This is a genomic window from Bradyrhizobium sp. IAR9 (assembly GCF_013408065.1).
GTDB lineage: Bacteria > Pseudomonadota > Alphaproteobacteria > Rhizobiales > Xanthobacteraceae > Bradyrhizobium.
In genome coordinates, this window is sequence record NZ_JACBZW010000005.1 from 335,588 (window position 1) to 352,171 (window position 16,584).

The 16,584-nt window shown below is 65.4% G+C and carries 16 protein-coding genes and 2 tRNA genes; 10 read left to right on the forward strand and 8 right to left on the reverse strand.

Translation table 11 applies throughout. From position 1 onward, the window contains the following. Positions 1-10: 10 nt before the first annotated feature. Both GGD67_RS16425 and GGD67_RS16430 read left to right on the forward strand, forming a co-directional pair. Complete coding sequence (locus tag GGD67_RS16425) at positions 11-1,318, forward strand: adenylate/guanylate cyclase domain-containing protein (protein ID WP_018316513.1); 1,308 nt, start codon at positions 11-13, stop codon at positions 1,316-1,318. A gap of 558 nt (positions 1,319-1,876) precedes the next feature. After that, positions 1,877-2,791, forward strand: coding sequence for a PhzF family phenazine biosynthesis protein (locus GGD67_RS16430; protein ID WP_179734222.1), 915 nt, complete (start codon positions 1,877-1,879; stop codon positions 2,789-2,791). A gap of 117 nt (positions 2,792-2,908) precedes the next feature. Here GGD67_RS16430 and GGD67_RS16435 read toward each other — a convergent pair whose 3' ends face one another. The 3 genes from GGD67_RS16435 to GGD67_RS39760 are packed head-to-tail and all read right to left on the reverse strand — an operon-like array spanning position 2,909 to position 4,370. Continuing rightward, on the reverse strand, positions 2,909-3,370 hold the full coding sequence (locus GGD67_RS16435) for a DUF488 family protein (RefSeq protein ID WP_179734224.1): 462 nt from the start codon (positions 3,368-3,370) through the stop codon (positions 2,909-2,911). Positions 3,371-3,378: 8 nt separating this feature from the next. Further along, positions 3,379-4,215: a DUF72 domain-containing protein gene (locus GGD67_RS16440; protein ID WP_179734226.1), complete on the reverse strand. Its 837-nt coding sequence runs from the start codon at positions 4,213-4,215 to the stop codon at positions 3,379-3,381. A 23-nt stretch (positions 4,216-4,238) separates the two neighbouring features. Beyond that, a complete protein-coding gene (locus GGD67_RS39760; RefSeq protein ID WP_256375077.1) occupies positions 4,239-4,370 on the reverse strand; it encodes a hypothetical protein in 132 nt (43 codons plus the stop codon). Here GGD67_RS39760 and GGD67_RS16445 point away from each other — a divergent pair. The 4 genes from GGD67_RS16445 to GGD67_RS16460 all read left to right on the forward strand — a co-directional run bounded on the left by GGD67_RS16445 (position 4,318) and on the right by GGD67_RS16460 (position 7,956). After that, a complete protein-coding gene (locus tag GGD67_RS16445; RefSeq protein WP_018316508.1) occupies positions 4,318-4,698 on the forward strand; it encodes a hypothetical protein in 381 nt (126 codons plus the stop codon). The genes GGD67_RS39760 and GGD67_RS16445 overlap by 53 nt on opposite strands. A 139-nt stretch (positions 4,699-4,837) precedes the next feature. Continuing rightward, positions 4,838-5,041, forward strand: a complete 204-nt coding sequence (locus GGD67_RS16450) for a hypothetical protein (protein ID WP_092259169.1) — start codon at positions 4,838-4,840, stop codon at positions 5,039-5,041. Positions 5,042-5,313: 272 nt separating this feature from the next. Continuing rightward, on the forward strand, positions 5,314-6,447 hold the full coding sequence (locus GGD67_RS16455; RefSeq protein ID WP_092259170.1) for a glycosyltransferase family 2 protein: 1,134 nt from the start codon (positions 5,314-5,316) through the stop codon (positions 6,445-6,447). Between the two features lie 6 nt (positions 6,448-6,453). Continuing rightward, entirely contained in the window at positions 6,454-7,956 is a 1,503-nt protein-coding gene (locus GGD67_RS16460; protein WP_179734229.1) for a glycosyltransferase family 39 protein, read from the forward strand. Positions 7,957-8,130: 174 nt separating this feature from the next. Here GGD67_RS16460 and GGD67_RS16465 read toward each other — a convergent pair whose 3' ends face one another. Then, on the reverse strand, positions 8,131-10,017 hold the full coding sequence (locus GGD67_RS16465) for a CHASE2 domain-containing protein (protein WP_179734231.1): 1,887 nt from the start codon (positions 10,015-10,017) through the stop codon (positions 8,131-8,133). Between the two features lie 76 nt (positions 10,018-10,093). Continuing rightward, positions 10,094-10,612: a FecR domain-containing protein gene (locus tag GGD67_RS16470; RefSeq protein WP_179734232.1), complete on the reverse strand. Its 519-nt coding sequence runs from the start codon at positions 10,610-10,612 to the stop codon at positions 10,094-10,096. Positions 10,613-11,275: 663 nt separating this feature from the next. On the opposite strand from GGD67_RS16470, the gene GGD67_RS16475 reads away from it, so the two are divergent. Continuing rightward, entirely contained in the window at positions 11,276-12,367 is a 1,092-nt protein-coding gene (locus GGD67_RS16475; RefSeq protein WP_018316502.1) for a DUF2778 domain-containing protein, read from the forward strand. Positions 12,368-12,397: 30 nt separating this feature from the next. Here the strand turns inward: GGD67_RS16475 and GGD67_RS16480 are convergent, their stop codons facing one another. The 3 genes from GGD67_RS16480 to GGD67_RS16490 all read right to left on the reverse strand — a co-directional run bounded on the left by GGD67_RS16480 (position 12,398) and on the right by GGD67_RS16490 (position 15,093). After that, positions 12,398-13,747, reverse strand: coding sequence for a caspase family protein (locus GGD67_RS16480; RefSeq protein ID WP_179734234.1), 1,350 nt, complete (start codon positions 13,745-13,747; stop codon positions 12,398-12,400). 111 nt (positions 13,748-13,858) lie between these two features. Next, the gene (locus tag GGD67_RS16485; protein WP_018316500.1) at positions 13,859-14,488 is read right to left on the reverse strand and encodes a glutathione S-transferase N-terminal domain-containing protein; all 630 of its coding nucleotides are present in this window, start codon (positions 14,486-14,488) and stop codon (positions 13,859-13,861) included. A gap of 11 nt (positions 14,489-14,499) precedes the next feature. Further along, positions 14,500-15,093 (reverse strand): cysteine hydrolase family protein, encoded by a 594-nt coding sequence (locus GGD67_RS16490; RefSeq protein ID WP_018316499.1) that lies wholly within the window; start codon positions 15,091-15,093, stop codon positions 14,500-14,502. A 130-nt stretch (positions 15,094-15,223) separates the two neighbouring features. Between GGD67_RS16490 and GGD67_RS16495 the strand changes: the two genes are divergently transcribed. From GGD67_RS16495 to GGD67_RS16505, 3 genes are all read left to right on the forward strand, one after another. Beyond that, positions 15,224-16,063, forward strand: coding sequence for a LysR family transcriptional regulator (locus GGD67_RS16495; protein WP_179734236.1), 840 nt, complete (start codon positions 15,224-15,226; stop codon positions 16,061-16,063). A 188-nt stretch (positions 16,064-16,251) separates the two neighbouring features. Beyond that, positions 16,252-16,323: transfer RNA gene (locus GGD67_RS16500), tRNA-Leu, on the forward strand. Between the two features lie 7 nt (positions 16,324-16,330). Then, positions 16,331-16,396: transfer RNA gene (locus GGD67_RS16505), tRNA-Lys, on the forward strand. The last annotated feature ends 188 nt before the right edge of the window (positions 16,397-16,584 follow it).

Sequence of the window (16,584 nt, forward strand, 5' to 3'; positions counted from 1 at the left end):
AGGGGCGGGAATGGTCAGATTTGCCAGCAGGAGGACACGGCAGCACGCCGTGCTATCGGAGGATTTCGAGCGCGAGCTGACACGCGAAGTGCTGCGCACCGAGCTGCTCCGTGTGCGGGCGCTGATCATGACGGGCTGCGTCATGATGGTGCTGCTCACCGCGATCTATTTGATCGACCCCAGTGTGGTGAACCGGGTGTGGCGCGGAACGGAAGGGCTTGTCGAGGTCTACGGCCTGCTCGGCGGCTTCATCCTGTTCGAGGTTTGGGTCCACACCCAGATCAGGAAGAATCTCCGCCTCGATCGCGATTTGCCGGTGATCCGCCGCTATATCGGCACGCTGATCGAGACGTCGCTGCCCACGGTGATCCTGATTCTGCAAACCCGGACCATGGGCGCGAGCCAGGCTCTCGGTTTCGCCGTGCCGCTGATGTACTTCATTTTCGTCATCCTCTCGACCTTGCGGCTCGACTTCTGGCTCTCTGCCTTCACAGGCTTCGTCGCCGCAGCCGGGCTTCTGTCCGTCGCGCTGCTCTACAACGCGGCCGACGAGGCCGGCGAACCCCTGATCTATTTCCACGCTGTGCGCAGCATCGTCATCCTGATCTGTGGCGCGCTGGCGGGCGCGGTCGGCGCTCAGCTGCGCCGCCAGTTCGCCGCGAGCATCGCGGCGGCGACCGCGCGTGACCGGGTGACGAACCTGTTCGGCCAGCATGTCTCCCCGCAGGTGGTGGAGCGGCTGATGGCGGCGGGAACCAGCGGTGGCGGGGATCTCCGCCGCGTCGCAGTGATGTTCGTCGATTTCCGCGGCTTCACGGCGGGCGCGCAGTCGCGCACGCCACAGGAGGTAGTCGACCGGCTCGACGGGGCCTTTGCGGTGCTGGTCGACATCCTCGATCGCCACGGCGGCATCGTGAACAAGTTTCTCGGCGATGGCTTTCTCGCGCTGTTCGGCGCGCCGCTGGAAGCCTCCGACGCCGCGCATCGCGCGGTTGCCGCAGGCCGCGAGATGCTGAGTGCGATGGACCACATCAACGCACAGACGAGCTGGCCGCTGCGTATCGGCATCGGCATCCATTTCGGCGAGGTCGTCGCCGGCAATATCGGCTCGCCCCGGCGCAAGGAATATACCGTCATCGGCGACACCGTGAACTTCGCCTCGCGGCTGGAGGCTTTGAACAAGGAGTTCGGCTCGCAGCTCCTGATTTCGGAGACCGTGCGCGAGGCGCTCGGCAACGATGGTGACGATGCTGTTGCGCTCGGCGAGGTCGAAGTGCGCGGCTATGAGCGGAAGGTCGCGGTGTTTCAATTGGGGTAACGGCTCTTCAAGCGCGAGTCGCGTTTGGTTGAAGCGGAGTCGCGCTGCCTTGAACGCGCGTGATGAATATCTCTGCTAGTTCTCGGGTCTCGCACTGTGGAAGCCGAAACGCCTCGGCTTTCACTTCTCACCCGGAGAAAGCCAATGACCCGATTGACCGTTGTTGCCGCCGCCCTGATCGCCGCAGCCGCTACCCAGGCTCAGGCCGCGACGATGCGCCACGCTGCCCCGCCGCGCGCTGCTGTGACTCAGGCGGTGTCCGACTCCTGCGTCAGGGCGCCGGCAGAGGGCGCGTATGCCTCTGCGCCCTACACGCAGCCGCCCTGCCTGCCTAACACGACTTACCCGTACGCCTATTGACGATCGCAACAAACGATGTCGGGTTGGCGAAATCCGCCAGCCCGACTTCGAGAATCGCTGCCGCCGATTAACCTCCAACGCGTCATCGCGATTGCTCCGATTGCTCCGAATTTTGGGGCATGACGAGCGATGTCGCCGGCCTATAGACTGCCGCGCGATGCGGCCCGTTGCGGCCGCGACTTGCATGAGGGATCGAAGATGCAGCGCCGCTACGTCACCGTCGACGTGTTCACCGACCGCGCCTTCGGCGGCAACCAGCTCGCCGTGGTGCTCGATGCCGGCGGGCTCACGACCGCTCAGATGCAGACGATCGCGACCGAGTTCAACTATTCCGAGACCACCTTCGTGCTGCCGCCGCGCGACAAGGCCAACGACGCGGAGGTGCGCATCTTCACGCCGGTGCAGGAGATTGCCTTCGCGGGCCATCCCAACGTCGGCACCGCCTTCGTGCTCGCCTCGATGGCGAAGGAGCCGAAGCCACGTCTGCTGTTCGAGGAGAAGGCCGGGCTCGTGCCGGTCGACATCGTGACAGAGCAGGGCCGGGTGATCCGAACCGAGCTCACCGCGCCGCAGCCGCTGGAGCGGCTCTCGCGGCTGCCAGCCGCCGAAGCCGCAAGCTGCATCTCGCTCGTTGCAGACGACATCAAGACCGACAATCACGAGCCTGAGATCGTCACCGTCGGAAACGCGTTTCTGGTGATGGAGCTGCATTCGCGCGAGGCGCTGAAGCGCGCCCGGCCAGATGCGGCAGCCTACGGCAAGCTCTTGCCGCGCGATGGCGCCCGCTCGGTGTGGTTCTATACGCGCGACGTGCCCGCGGCGGAGGCACCTTGCGAGCGCCAGGCGCGAATGTTCATGCGCGGCGCCAGCGGTCTCGTCGAGGACCCCGCCACCGGCAGCGCCACGGTTGCCGCGGCCGCACTGTTCGCTGATCTCGATCCGATGCGCGATGGCGAGCTCAAGCTCACGGTCGGCCAGGGTTTTGACATGGGCCGGCCGAGCATCCTCTCGACGCGCGTGCGCAAGCAGGACGGCAAGATCGTCTCCGCCCATGTCGGCGGCAGCTGTGTGCAGATGATGGAGGGGACGTTCAAGCTGGCGGGGGAGGGCTAGGCGTCATTCCAAGCTCGTGCTGGGTCCCACCGTCGTCCCGAGAGCCTGACCGAAAAGGGCCGCTGAAGGAGCGGCCAGCTCAGGATGAGCTACGGCTAACACCGGCGCCCACGACGATCAGACCAGCCGCCCCGCCAGATTCGTCACCGCAACCCCATCGCGTTCCTCGATGATCTCCGCGATCATCTGGCGGTGGCAGTGGGTGTGGTCGCGCTCGTAGCAGAGCAGGCACACCGGGCCGGCCTTCTTCACCAGCGCCGAGAGCTCGTCCATCGCCTCCCTGGCCTCGGGCGCCTTCAGGTGCTTTGAGAAAATCCTCTCGAGCACATCGTACTGACCGCTGCGTGCGGCGAGGCGGCCCTCCTTCGGCGTGCCGAGCGCGGCGAGGTGGACATAGGCGATGCCGCGCTCGTCGAGACCCGCGGCAAGCTGCTTCTTGGAAAAGCCCGGCCGGCGCGAGGATGTCACCGCGCGCACGTCGACCACGAGCTTGACGCCGGCCTCTACCAGCTCATCCAGCACCGCCTTGGGCGGCGTCTGCTCATAGCCGATGGTGAACAGCTTCCTGGCCTTTGCCATGGCTCACCTCAACTCACCCTTGCGATCAGTTCCATGGCGCCGGCGGGTGCGCGTACCTTGCCCTCGTGGATGACGTAGGCGAACACGTCGCGCGGCTCCTTCTTCGGCTTGGCCTTGTCGACCTTCGGCAGGTCGTCCGGTTCACCGCCCGAAGCCCAGGCCTGAAGGCGCTCGGCCCAGGCATCGAGCTGCTTGGGCGGGTAGCAGGTCTTGATCTCGTCATTGCCCTTCTGCAGCCGGGCATAAACGAAATCACCGGCGACGTCGGCGATGGCTGGATATTTGCCGTGCTCGGCGAACACGACGGGCGTCTCGAACTCGCGGATCAGCGCCACGAAGTCCGGCGCGCAGAAACTGTCGTGTCGGACCTCGACGACGTGGCGCAGCGCGCGTCCCTCGAGCTTGCGCGGCAACAGTTCGAGGAACTTGCCGAAATCGGCGCCGTCGAATTTCTTCGTCGGCGCGAACTGCCACAACACCGGCCCGAGACGGTCACCGAGTTCCAGCACGCCGGAATCATAGAACCGCTTGATGGAATCGCCGGCTTCCGCCAGCACCCGGCGGTTGGTGGCGAATCGCGGTCCCTTTACTGAGAACACGAAACCGTCGGGCACCTCGCTCGCCCATTTGCGAAAGCTCTCCGGCTTCTGCGAGCCGTAATAGGTGCCGTTGATCTCGATCGAGGTCAGCTTCGAGGCGGCGTAGGACAGCTCCTTCGCCTGCGTCAGCTTCTCCGGATAGAACACGCCGCGCCACGGCTCGAAGGTCCAGCCGCCGATGCCGATGAAGATGTTGCCTGACTTTTTGGACGCAGTTTTTGCTTTGGCCACGGAAGGATCTCGCATCGACGTGAGGGGATGCCGTCATCCTAGTCAAACCAGTTGTGATTGGCCAGTTGCTGCGTCCCGTCTAAGGTCGCGGCAGGATCTGCGAAAAAGGAGAAAAAGATGCGGATGCTGATGGTGGGAGCGGCGCTCGTCATGATGACATCTGCTGCCATGATATCTCCGGTCATGGCGGATGACGACGATGCGAAGGGCGCGCAGAAGCTCGCCATGCAGGGCCGCGACGATTACTGGCATTGTCTGGCGCGGGAATATTCGCGCGATAGCAATCGGGGAATGACGGAACAGGATTTTGGCCGCTCGGTCGCGGGTGCCTGCCCGTCGGAGCGGCAATACTACCGGGTGGCGCTGCTCGACTATCTCACCACGCAATATCCGAACATCGATGCCGGTGCCCATCTCGCGACCGCGAACAGGGCAGTGGAGGCCGCGCAGAAGGACATCGTGACGGCCTTCGTCAAGCAGAGGCCGCCGGTGAAATGAGGGAGTGGCGAATGGCCAATAGCGAATAGGGGAAGAGGCGGCCTTCTCCATTCGCTACTCGCCATTCGCCCCCGGGCCCTTCCGGCTCCGCGCGCATCCGTGATATCACGGGGCGTATCTGGAACAGGGGTGGGTTTCCATGGCGTCTGAGTCGGTAGGGGGCATTTTGGGCGTGATCGTCGCCGCGATCGTGCTTGCAGTCGCCGTCGTGTTCGGGCCGATTGGCCAGTACGGCAAGCCGCCCAAACCGGCGAAAGTCGAGCCGGCCCCGGCTGCGGCACCCGCAGCCCCGGCCGCGCCGGCGCCGCGCGGGCCGATCATCCGGGAAGTGCCCAACCAATAAGGCACGAAAATCGTGGTTTTCGGCGCTTGCGAAGCCGTCTTGTCATTCTTATCTACCCCTTAACGGCGCCGTTGAGCGAAAAACTCCGGCGTTGGAACGACCTTGGAATAGCTTGGGCTCGCGCCGGATGTACGCGCGGCCCGCCGTTCCGGGGTCGTTGGCATTTTGGGGCGCCTTTTGGGCCCTTTCCCGGACACCCCCAGCTTCGCAGCATAAGAACCCGGCAGCGCAGAACTTGGCAGCGCAGGACGCGGCGGATATACGCTGCCGTCATGAATGAAGTGATCAGACCGGGCTCCGAAAATCCGCTGCAGGCCCTCGAAGGGCCGGAACTGTCGGTCATCGTCCCGACCTTCAACGAGCGCGACAATGTCACGGTGTTGTACCGGCGGCTGGAGGCGGTGCTCGCCAACGTCGCCTGGGAAGTCGTGTTCGTCGACGACAATTCGCCTGATGGCACCTGGGACGTCGTGCGCGCGCTGGCGCAGCAGGACAGCCGCGTGCGCTGTATCCGCCGCATCGGCCGCCGCGGCCTTTCGGGCGCCTGCATCGAGGGCATCCTGGCGTCCAGCGCGCCCTATGTGGCCGTGATCGACGCCGACCTCCAGCACGACGAGACGCAACTGCCGAAGATGCTGCTCTTGCTCGCAAGCGACGAGGCCGACCTCGTGGTCGGCAGCCGCTACATCGAGGGCTACAAGAGCGAGGGCTTCAACAAGCAGCGCGCCGGCGCCAGCGCGCTGGCGACCGAGTTCGCCAGGAAGATGCTGCGGGTCGAGATTGCCGATCCCATGAGCGGCTTCTTCATGATCCGCCGCGATCGTTTCGAGCAGCTCGCGCCGAAGCTCTCCGTGCACGGCTTCAAGATCCTGCTCGACGTCGTCGCGACCGCGCACGGCGGCTTGCGGGCGGTCGAGATTCCCTACACTTTCGGCGCCCGTCAGCACGGCGAGAGCAAGCTCGATTCCATGGTCGCGCTCGATTTCCTCGGCCTCGTGCTGGCCAAGCTGAGCAACGACATCGTCTCGCTGCGCTTCATCCTGTTCGCGATGGTCGGCGGCATCGGCCTCGTGGTGCATCTCACCACACTGTTCATCGGGCTTCAGCTGTTCAAGGCGCCGTTCGCGGAGGCGCAGGCCGCCGGCGCCATCGTCGCCATGACCAGCAATTTCATCCTCAACAACTTCCTCACTTATCGCGACCAGCGGCTGAGGGGCTTTGCGCTGCTGCGCGGTCTGATCGCCTTCTACATCGTGTGCAGCGTCGGCCTGCTCGCCAATGTCGGCGTCGCCTTCTCGGTCTACGACCAGGAGCCGATCTGGTGGCTGGCCGGCATGGCCGGCGCGCTGATGGGCGTGGTGTGGAACTACGCGATGTCAGGCCTGTTCGTCTGGCGCAAGAAATAACCCACGATGGACGGGGCTGACGCGCGGATCGTCCGCAATACCGTGCTGCTGATTCTCGCGCTGGTGGCCCTGCGGCTCGTCGCGGCAGCATTCACGCCGATCACCTTCGACGAAGCCTACTACTGGATGTGGTCGATCAACCTCGCCGGGGGCTATTACGACCATCCGCCGATGGTCGCCTATGTCATCCGCGCCGGCACCATGATCGCCGGCGATACCGAGCTCGGCGTCCGCCTCGTCTCGATCCTGCTCGCACTGCCGATGAGCTATGCGGTCTACCGCTCCGCTGCGATCCTGTTCGGCGGCGCGCGCGTGGCGGCGACCAGCGCGGTCCTGCTCAACGTAACCATGATGGCCTCCGTCGGCACGCTGATCGTGACGCCGGATGCGCCGCTTCTGGTCGCATCCAGCTTCGTGCTGTTCTTCCTCGCAAAAGTGCTGGAGACCGGCCGTGGCGTCTGGTGGCTCGCGGTCGGCGCCGCTGTCGGTGCGGCGCTGCTGTCGAAATACACGGCGATGTTCTTTGGCGCCGGGATCCTGATCTGGCTCGCTTGCGTGCCGAAGCTCAGGCGCTGGTTTCTCTCGCCCTGGCCCTATCTCGGCGGTCTCGTCGCGCTGGCGCTGTTCTCGCCGGTGATCCTCTGGAATGCGGACCATCAATGGGTCTCGTTCGCAAAGCAGCTCGGGCGCGCGAAGATCGAGGACTTCCGACCCGTCTTCATCGCCGAGCTGATCCCGACCCAGATCGCGTTCGCAACCCCGCTGGTCTTCATCCTCGGCGCGATGGGTCTGCATGCGCTGACCTGGCGCCGGGCCGGCGCGCTGGCCTCGCGCGTGCTGATCGAGGCGATGTTCTGGACCATCGTCGCCTATTTCGTCTGGCATTCGCTGCATGCCCGCGTCGAGGCCAACTGGTTCGCGCCGGTCTATCCGCCCTTCGTCGTCGCCGCGGCCGCTGCCGCCAACCTCGTGCAATGGAAGCCGCGACAGCGGCGCCTGGTAGATTTCTGCCTGCGCTGGGCCACGCCTGTCGGCATCGTGATGTTTGCCGCGCTCATCGTGCAAGCCAACACCGGCTGGCTTTCCGGATATCGCCGTGATGCCACCGTGCGCAGCGTCGGCGTCGGCTGGCGCGAGCTCGCTGCCGAAATCGAAGCCGTGCGCGCGCGCCATGGCGCGACCTGCGTGCTCGCGCAGGACTACGGCACCACGGGCTGGCTGGCCTTTTACTTGCCCCGCGGCACCTGCGTGGTGCAGCAAAACCAGCGCATCCGCTGGGTCAACATGGGCGAGCCAGATCCGAAGTTGCTGGCGGGCAAGCTGCTCTATGTCGACGAGCTGCGCCCGGACGGTCATCCCGTCCTCAACGACCTCTTTGCGAAGGTGACGCAGGTTGCGCAATTGCAGCGCAAGCGCGGCCCGCTCGTGGTCGAGACCTACAGCCTCGATCTGCTGGAGGGCGCCAAGGGCGACGTGCTGGACCGCTCGCCGCCGCCGGAAGCAAGGTAGCTGTCTGTCATCCCCGCGAACGCGGGGATCCATACCGCGTGATCTATCGATGAGCGCAGGTGCTTGTACCGCGCGAAGGCCTGCTCACTACTAGTCTTCGCCAAACTTCTCCCTGGGGTTATGTGTCCCGGCGTTCGCCGGGACGACAGCAGAGTGTTCGGCGGGGCCGACGCCTCAGTCGATCGCCTCGGCCTTGGCCGCGGCCTGCTTGGGCCCGTCCCGGTCGCGCCAGAACCACACGGTCACGACCCCGGAGCGGCCACGGACCTGGGCGAGCAGGGGGCCCGACAGGACGCCGTCGGGAGCGCCTTGGAAGTCGGCCGTATCCAGCAGCGTATTGCTGAGGGCGAGTCGTGCATCGTTCCGGACGGCGACTTCCATCAGCCGGCTCGCGACGTTGACTGTGTCGCCTGTCGCCGTGATGTGTTGGTGGGTTTCGCCGAGGCGGGAGGCGACGATCTCGCCGAAATGCGCGCCGATCTTGAAGCCGAGCTGACCGCCGATCGCTGACGGCAGCGAGGCGATCCAGTGTTCGACACCGCGATGCAGGTCGATCGCGCATTTGAGCGCGCGCGCGGCGTCATCGGGCATCGCGGCCGGCAGACCGAACAGGATCATGGCGCCGTCGCCGAGAAAGCCGGTGATCATGCCGCCGCAATCGACCGCGGCCTTGTCGATCCGCGCGTGAAACGCCTGCAGGATCTCCTGAAGCGCGTCCGGATCGATCCGTTCGCTCAAGGACGTGAAACCGGAGAGATCGATGAAGACGATTGCGGCGTCTTGCCGGACCGGCTTGGACAGGAAATTCGGATCGCGCGCCAGCCATTCCTGCACGGCCGGTGCCTGGAATTGTGCGAGAGACCTGCTCTTGGCGGCGAGATATTGCGTGCGGCGGCCTCCGGCCCACAGCTGCACACCGGCAAAGATCGCAACCGGCGGCACTGCGGCAGCGAGCGTGGTTGCCGCATTCAGCCAGACGCCATGTGTGAACGCGAACGTGTTGAGGCCGGCCCAGGCGATCATCACCGCGGCCGCCGCCATGATGCCGAGCGCGCTGCGCCGCCAGGCCAGCAGGCCGACCAGCAGCATCGGCAGCAGGATCGCAGCGAGCGCGTCGGCGATATGGACCCTGTGGTCGCGCACGATGCCGTCGCCGGCAACGAGATGGGTGATCGCTGTCGAGACCACCTCGACGCCGGGCATCAGGGAATCGAACGGTGTCGGGTAGAAGTCGCCGCCGCCGGCGACCGAGGCGCCGATCACGACGATCCGGTTCTCGATCGCGGCGCGATTGAGCGTGCCGTCGAAAATGCTCTGCGCGCTCACGGTGCGGATGGTGCGGCGCGGACCGTAATAGGTGATCGGCAGCGCGAAGTCGGTATCGGTCGGCACCGCGCGGTCGCCGAGCATGAGATGATCAGGAGCGATCGTCAGCGGCTTGTCGAGCGCGCGCGTCGCGACGCGCAACGGGAACGACAGCTCGACCTTGTCGCGGGTCCGAAACAGCATCGGCACCGAGAGCGGCGAGCCCGATTGGCCCGTCGCGACATTGACGATGCCGACCTCGGCGTGGTCGGCGAACGCAGGCAGCGGCAGCAGGAAACGTTCGGCTTGCGGCAGCACGGCGAGGGGACCTGCGCTGCCGGGCGCCACGTTTTCGCTGGCGGAAGGGAAGATCGCAGCGGCGGCGAGCACCATGGGCCCGGTGGCGAGCGTGTTTGCCAGCGTGGCGTCGCCGATCGCAGCGCTGCGGTCGACCAGCAGGAGATCGATCGCGACGACCTTCGGCTTGAACTGCACGATGGTGTCGACAACGCGGGCGAGATCGGCGCGCGGCAGCGGATAGCTGCCGCCGCGCTTCACCACGGTGTCGTCGATCGCGACGATGGTGACGAGATCGGGCGGACGCTGCACCCCGCGGACCTGGGTTCGCCAATCGGTCAGCGTTGCTTCGAGGCGGTCGAGAAAGCGCAGATGGCCGCCGGCGTGCGCGGCAAAGATGCCCGCGCCCCACAGCGCGGTGAGGGCGAGTGCCACCAGGATTTGAACGCGTCTCGTCATTGCGTCGTACTGCAATCTTCTTTTTCTTCGGGGCCTGTGGGCCGAGGTCTATTGACCAGGTCTTATTGACCAAGTCTCATTGACCAAGCCTTGCCATGAGAGCGTCGATGCGCGGCTGGCCCCACTGCTTCACCGTCAAAGGTCCGGTCGCTTCCACGTCGACGCCTTGGCCGGGGCCAAGCACGACGCCGCGCCCACGAGCCCTGCGGCTGACGCCGACACGGCCGTCGGCGACGAAGACGGAGGTCTTGGCCTCAGCGACATCGACGGCCCATCTGGTGCCGCGCACCGCGGCAATCGCCTGAGGCGTCAGCACCTTGAAGGGATTGCCGCCCGGCTTCCTGGGCACTTCGACCAGCAGGGCTTTGCTGCTCAACTCGACGGAGTCAATATGTCCGTCGCGGTTGGCGTCCTTTAGTTCAAATCTGGCACCACTTTCCGCAACGATGGTGATGCCGTTGTCGCAGCGCCAGGTCTGCGTGCCCGCGGCCGAGGCCGACGATGAGCAAGCTATGTTGGCAGGCTGCGCGGCCGCGTATCCCATCAACAAAGACGACGCCAGAGCAAGATACCCGGCGCGCGCGAACCCTCTCATGCCAGCCTCCGTTTGCATGCCCGGCACAATTCAAGGCGATGTTGATACGGTACCGTATCACACGCAGAGGCTGCTGAAAAGTGCCGCTCTACCAGCTATTTTCTTGGCTCGGCCTTTTCCAGAGCGGTGCGATCAACTTTCGGTCAGGGCGCGGTCGCCGTGTGAGCGGTCCGAGCTCGCTGTGTGAGGTGCGTGATCTTGGCCGCCGTTCTCGTGTCACCCACGTGCCGGCGGGAAGGCCAGTGGGACCAGCCCCGCGCAACGTTTCCCCGCTATCTTCCGGGTATCGAAAGCCACGAAAACGACTTGGTTGGGTGGCCCTAGAGAGGCGGCCGGAGAGGTCCGCTGAATGCGCCGAACCGGCCGAGAATTATGGTTAACAGACGCGCCTAAGTCCGTAGTTCTGCGGGCTTTTTTCTCAGAATGAGACAGCCTTAACGAGCCGCCGCACATCTGCCCGAACTTAATCCGCATTTAACTAAAAGTCGCCTTAATGACGCTCCGACCCTCTGCGAGATGCTGGTCCCGGATCGTGACCAGCGGCACTTTGAAGGGGGACTGAGTGACACCGTCCTGGACGCAAGGCGAATGAGTACGAGTATCGCTGCGCATAGTAACGCGGCACGGAAGTCCAAGAATTCTCTTCGGAAGTCTTCCCGGAAAATGACCACGACCAATTGGCTTGGCGCCGCGGCTATCGGCTGCGTCGTGATGGGCGCCGGCTGGACCATCTACAGCAACGTCTTCGGCGCGAGCGTCTATCCGACCGTCGGCGGCATTGGCTACGACGAGCCGGTGATCAAGCGTGCGCCCAAGGTAGCGCTGCGCGAGGCTGGCGACGCCATCAAGGAAGCTTTTGCGCTCCTGCCTGACCGGTTGCAGGTCGCCGCCCCGATCTCGCGCGAGATGTTCAACGAGCGCTTTGCTGCCGCTGCGACCCAAGGCGTGGCATCGAACGCGGCCAGCGCGGCGCCGGCGACCCAGGTTGCGGTGGCCAAGGACGCGCCGAAGCAGAGCGTGATCGCGAAGGTCGCGGAAGCACTGAAGCCGTCGGCCCCGGCCAAAATTGCTGAGAAGACCGCTGACAAGACCGGGGACAAGGCCAAGCGCGCGCCGGATGCCCAGATGCAGCTCGCCTCGGCCGATCCGGCCCAGATCGTGCCGGCACCGGAAGCGAAGAAGTCGTTCGCCGATCGCGCCAAGGCCGCGGTGATGTCGATCACCGGTCCGCGGCAGTCGATGGTCGAAAAACTCTGGGGCAAGCGCGAGCCGTCCGGCGGGCTGCTGGCCTACGCCTCGGCCGATGCCAGCGTGACCGCCTCCATCGCGCCGAAGGAGCAGAACCCGATGTTCGGCGGCGCGCCGCCCTATGAGCGTGACACCGCGGTCTACGACATCACTGCCAAGACGGTGTATCTGCCCGACGGCACCAAGCTCGAGGCGCATTCCGGCCTCGGCTCCAGTCTCGACGATCCGCGCTCGCAGCGCACCCGCATGCGAGGCGTGACGCCGCCGCACATCTACACGCTGAAGCCGCGCGAGGCGCTGTTCCACGGCGTGCCCGCGCTGCGCCTGACCCCGATCGGCGGCGAGAGCGCGATCTACGGCCGCGACGGTTTGCTGGCGCACACTTACATGCTCGGACCGAACGGCGATTCCAACGGCTGCGTGTCGTTCAAGGACTATTACGCGTTCCTCGACGCCTACCGCAACAAGGGCATCCGCAAGCTCGCGGTGCTGGCGCGGGTGGAGTGAGGCGCAGCGCGTCTCACGCTTTCTGCACGATCAGCGTTTGACGAAAACCAGGTTGCAGGCGCGCGCCTCGTTGCGCTTGCCGCTGCCGCGGGTGCGATCGAACTGCGCGTCGACCGTAAAGGCGTAAGGCGAGCCGGGCGCAAGGTTGTTGAGGGTGTACGCGCTTGCCCCTGTTGTGCCGCGCGCGCTCAACGTCGTCTTGCCGTCGGCCGGGATCTGGCCGTCGATCTCCAGGCGGTTGACGCCGTCCTTGCTCTGGGCCTCGGCGTGAAACACACCGTTGGTCACGGTGCCGGCGAGGGGCCTGGTGAAGCCCTGCGCCTTGCCGGAAGCCGGGCAGTTCAGCGTCACGTCCCAGCTGCCGTCGAAGTCCTTGCTGCCGCCGGCGCGGGTGTTGGTCGCAGGCGCCAGCGCCACCTTTTGCTTCAGGCCCTCGATCCGCGCCTTGGCGAGACTGGCGAAGCTGCAACTGGAAAATCGCGTCAGATGGTCCTCGAAGGCGCTGGCGGTGCCGATGGTGTCGGCAGCCTTCCAGTGCGCCTCCGCGGATGCGCAAGGGTCGGCCCGCGGCGCGACTTGCGGAGCCCCGGGTGCGATCGTGACCGAGACCGGCCCGTTCAGGTAGAACTTGCCGATGATCGACAGCGACAGCTCCGGAAGCTGCGTCTTGCCGCTGGCATCATAGACGTCGCTGCTGATGTCGCGAAACACATCGCCGATCTCCTGCGGCTCTTCGATGTGCTTGAGGAACGCGGTCGTGTAGGGGCTGTTGCGGCCGACGCCGTCCGCCGCGGTCTGCCCCGATTGCGTCGAGAACGACACGATCGTGCCGCGCGGCGCTTCGACCTTCGACAGGCCGCGCCCGATCGAGGCGGCCCGCGTCGCTGAGCGTTTGAGAGTTTCCGCCAGCGGATTGTCGCGGCAGGAATCGAGCACCAGGATGCGCAGGTTCTTGGCTTGCTGCAGGTCGTTCACGATGTCGTCGACCCGCACGAAACGCTTGAGGTCGGCCTCATCGGTCAGCGTGGCGTCGACAGGCATCAGATAGTTCACGCCGTTGTACTGCATCGCATGGCCGCTGTAATAGAATATGGCGACGTCAGCTCTGCTCGCGGCGCGCGCGAAGCGGATGGTCAGATCCTGCATGTCGGCTTGGCGCAGGTCGATGCCCTGGATCACCTCGAAGCCGCTCCGCTTGAGCGAGGCTGCGACGTCCTCGGCATCGTGTGACGGGTTGGGCAGCTGCGCCGTCGATGTATAGGCGCCGTTGCCGATCACCAGTGCCACCCGCGTGTCCGCCGAGGCAGTATCGGGAGACAGCCAGCCGGCGAGGAGGCCCAGGCAAAATAAAGATGAGCACAATCTGGAAAGAGCACGCATAAATGCCTTCCAAGAAAATATCGAAAAATATCCCTCCAGACTAGCGCATGCCGCGCCGACTTCAATGCCCTCGCCGGGAAAACGCTCAGATTTCGCGACCGTGACGTCCGGTCACGCTGCCATCGCCTTGCGCAGGGCCATCTCGGTCGCAATCGCTTCACGCACGGCCGGCCGCGCCTGCATGCGCCCGAGATAGGCTGACAAGGGCGGCCATTGCGCGATGTCGACGCCGGCGGGACGGAGCAGCAGCAAGGCCCAGGTGAGGTGGGCATCCGCGACGGTGAAGCTGTCACCGACGAGGAATTCGCGCTCCGCCAGATGCGCCGACGGCACCGACAATGTCTGCGCGATTCTGGCGCGCGGCTTGGCGAGCGAGCCGTCGTCCTTGTACCAGAAGGTCGGAAACAGGAACCCCTTGTGGATCTCGGCGCCGATGAAGCTCAGCCATTCCTGCAGGCGATAGCGATCAACGTCGCCAGGCCGCGGCGCAAGGCCGCGCTCGGGCTTCGCGTCGGCGATGTATTGCAGCACCGCCGCGCTCTCGGTCAGCCGTTCACCGTTCTCCAGCATCAGGACCGGCACCGCGCCCTTCGGCGACACGCCGAGGAAATCGCTGCCGTCGTCCACGACCTGCTTGGTCCAGATATGGGCAAGGTGATACTGCGCCTCGATACCGGCCTCCATCAGCGCGATGCGACTCGAGAGCGAGCAGGCCATCGGAAAGAAATAGAGTTGCAGCATCGGATGCTCCGTCAAATCAGCGCATCGCTGCGCGCGATGATCGCGAAGCGGTCCGAGAGCTCGGCCAGCGCGACCTCGTGAATCGTCCGGGCGTCCAGTGTGCCGCCGCGGCCGTCCGGCAGGTCGCGAGTGGCGCAGGCATCGGCCGCGATCGTCGTTCGCAGGCCGAGATCGAGCGCGGCGCGGGCGGTCGAGGAGATGCACATGTGGGTCATGAAGCCGGCCAGCACGATGTTCTTGCGTCCGGTCGCGGCAAGCCGGGCTTGCAGATCGGTGCCGGCGAATGAGTTCGGCAGCGCTTTCTCGACCACGGGCTCGCCTGCTTGCGGCGTCAGGCGATCGACGATCGCGCCGCGCGCCGCCTCGCGGTCGAACAGGCCGCCGGCGCGGCCCTTGTGCGCGACATGAATGATCGCAGCGCCGCTCTCCCGTGCCCGCGCCAGCAGGCGCGCCGCCGCGGCGATCGCCGGCTGTGCATCGGGAAGGGCCAACGGGCCGGCGCAATATTCGTTCTGGATGTCGATCAGCACGAGGCAGGCCTCGTTGAGCTTCGGCGGATTGAGATCGGCGCCGGCGAGTTCGAGCAGGGTCTTGGGGGCGGTCATGCTGGTCAGGCCTTCTGGGGAGATCGGATGGCGTCACATTAGCGCAGCATGGGCCTGCCATTGTGCAGGACTATTGCAGCTTACGGCTGCAGATTTGCAGGGCACGGCATCGCCTGCTAGGCTTGCCCGGATGAACTGGGACGATCTGCGCATCATTGCCGCGGTGAGGGACGAGGGCACCTATGCCGGCGCCAGCGCGCGGCTGCGCATCGACGAGACCACCGTCGGCCGCCGGCTCGCACGCATTCAGCGCGATCTCGGGGTGCTGCTGTTCGATGCCGTGGACGGCCAGCGCCGTCCGACGCGCCATTGCGAGGCGGTGCTCGAGCATGTCGGCGCGATGGCCGCCCATGTCGCGGCGATCGACCGCATCAAGGAGAGCCAGCCCGGCCCGGTCGGCCGCCTGCGCATCGCCTCGACCAACGCGGTCGCCGAAGAGTTGTTGGCGCCGCATGCGAGCAGCTTCCTGCGCGATCATCCCGGCCTGACCCTGCAATTCCTGACGTCCAGCGGCAACGTCAAATTCTCGCGCTGGCAGGCCGACCTCGCCATTCGCCTGCGCAAGCCGGAGAAGGGCGACTTCACCATCTCCAAGCTCGGCGATGTCAGGCTGTATTTCTTCGAACCCGCCGACCGCGCCGGCGGCGAGCCGGTCGCCTGCATCTATCCCGATGAGCTCGACACCATTCCCGAACAGCAGTTCTTGCGCGCGAAGCGGCTGACGAACGTTCGCTGCATCACCGACAACGTCCGCATCGTCAGGACCATGATCCAGTCGCATCAGGCCGTCGGCGTGTTGCCCGAACACAGCTGCGAAGGCCTGTTCGCCGACCGCAGCCTGCGCGCGACGCTGCTGCCGAGGCGGCGCGACGTCTGGCTGCTGGTGCAGAACCACCTCAAGCGCGATCCGGCGACACGCGTGACGATCGACTGGGTGAGGGCGTGTTTCCAGGACATCGCGCGCCCCTGACGTCACGACGCGCTGTGATCATCGCGTCACAGTGCGCATGGTGCGACGAAAAATCCTGAACTGCCCCCTTGCAACCCGAACGTGCCTCGTCTATTAGCCCGCTCCTTCGCTAGGCCATGTGTCCGGGCTCTCTGAGATCCCGGCTGGCGCGATCCGGTCTCCGGTCTCGTGTTCCGCCGAATGAAGACGCAGGATGTAGCTCATGGAGAGCGCCGGAGTAAAATCCGGAGGCATCGGTTCGATTCCGATTTCTTGTACCAACCAAAGGATAGCTCAGTGGTAGAGCAGATGACGTTTAATCATCGTGACGCGGGTTCGAATTCCGCTCCAGCGCTACGGGTCAGCCTGAAAAACTGACACCTCTGACGAGGACCGGACGCGCGCTTCAGTCGCAGTCCGGCCGTTTTGCCGCAAGGCTTTCCGTCCGAACAACGACACTGTGAGACCGGCTTTGCGCCGCGGGTAGATACCGCTTGCGTTGATGCCGGGTGGCTCCGCTCGGCCGCGCGACATCCGTCGCG

Bases quoted from the DNA above. Each gene is read 5' to 3' on its own strand.
- GGD67_RS16425 (WP_018316513.1), top strand. From the start codon at position 11: ATGGTCAGATTTGCCAGCAGGAGGACACGGCAGCACGCCGTGCTATCG.
- GGD67_RS16430 (WP_179734222.1), top strand. From the start codon at position 1,877: ATGCAGCGCCGCTACGTCACCGTCGACGTGTTCACCGACCGCGCCTTC.
- GGD67_RS16435 (WP_179734224.1), bottom strand. From the start codon at position 3,370: ATGGCAAAGGCCAGGAAGCTGTTCACCATCGGCTATGAGCAGACGCCG.
- GGD67_RS16440 (WP_179734226.1), bottom strand. From the start codon at position 4,215: ATGCGAGATCCTTCCGTGGCCAAAGCAAAAACTGCGTCCAAAAAGTCA.
- GGD67_RS16445 (WP_018316508.1), top strand. From the start codon at position 4,318: ATGCGGATGCTGATGGTGGGAGCGGCGCTCGTCATGATGACATCTGCT.
- GGD67_RS39760 (WP_256375077.1), bottom strand. From the start codon at position 4,370: ATGGCAGCAGATGTCATCATGACGAGCGCCGCTCCCACCATCAGCATC.
- GGD67_RS16450 (WP_092259169.1), top strand. From the start codon at position 4,838: ATGGCGTCTGAGTCGGTAGGGGGCATTTTGGGCGTGATCGTCGCCGCG.
- GGD67_RS16455 (WP_092259170.1), top strand. From the start codon at position 5,314: ATGAATGAAGTGATCAGACCGGGCTCCGAAAATCCGCTGCAGGCCCTC.
- GGD67_RS16460 (WP_179734229.1), top strand. From the start codon at position 6,454: ATGGACGGGGCTGACGCGCGGATCGTCCGCAATACCGTGCTGCTGATT.
- GGD67_RS16465 (WP_179734231.1), bottom strand. From the start codon at position 10,017: ATGACGAGACGCGTTCAAATCCTGGTGGCACTCGCCCTCACCGCGCTG.
- GGD67_RS16470 (WP_179734232.1), bottom strand. From the start codon at position 10,612: ATGAGAGGGTTCGCGCGCGCCGGGTATCTTGCTCTGGCGTCGTCTTTG.
- GGD67_RS16475 (WP_018316502.1), top strand. From the start codon at position 11,276: ATGACCACGACCAATTGGCTTGGCGCCGCGGCTATCGGCTGCGTCGTG.
- GGD67_RS16480 (WP_179734234.1), bottom strand. From the start codon at position 13,747: ATGCGTGCTCTTTCCAGATTGTGCTCATCTTTATTTTGCCTGGGCCTC.
- GGD67_RS16485 (WP_018316500.1), bottom strand. From the start codon at position 14,488: ATGCTGCAACTCTATTTCTTTCCGATGGCCTGCTCGCTCTCGAGTCGC.
- GGD67_RS16490 (WP_018316499.1), bottom strand. From the start codon at position 15,093: ATGACCGCCCCCAAGACCCTGCTCGAACTCGCCGGCGCCGATCTCAAT.
- GGD67_RS16495 (WP_179734236.1), top strand. From the start codon at position 15,224: ATGAACTGGGACGATCTGCGCATCATTGCCGCGGTGAGGGACGAGGGC.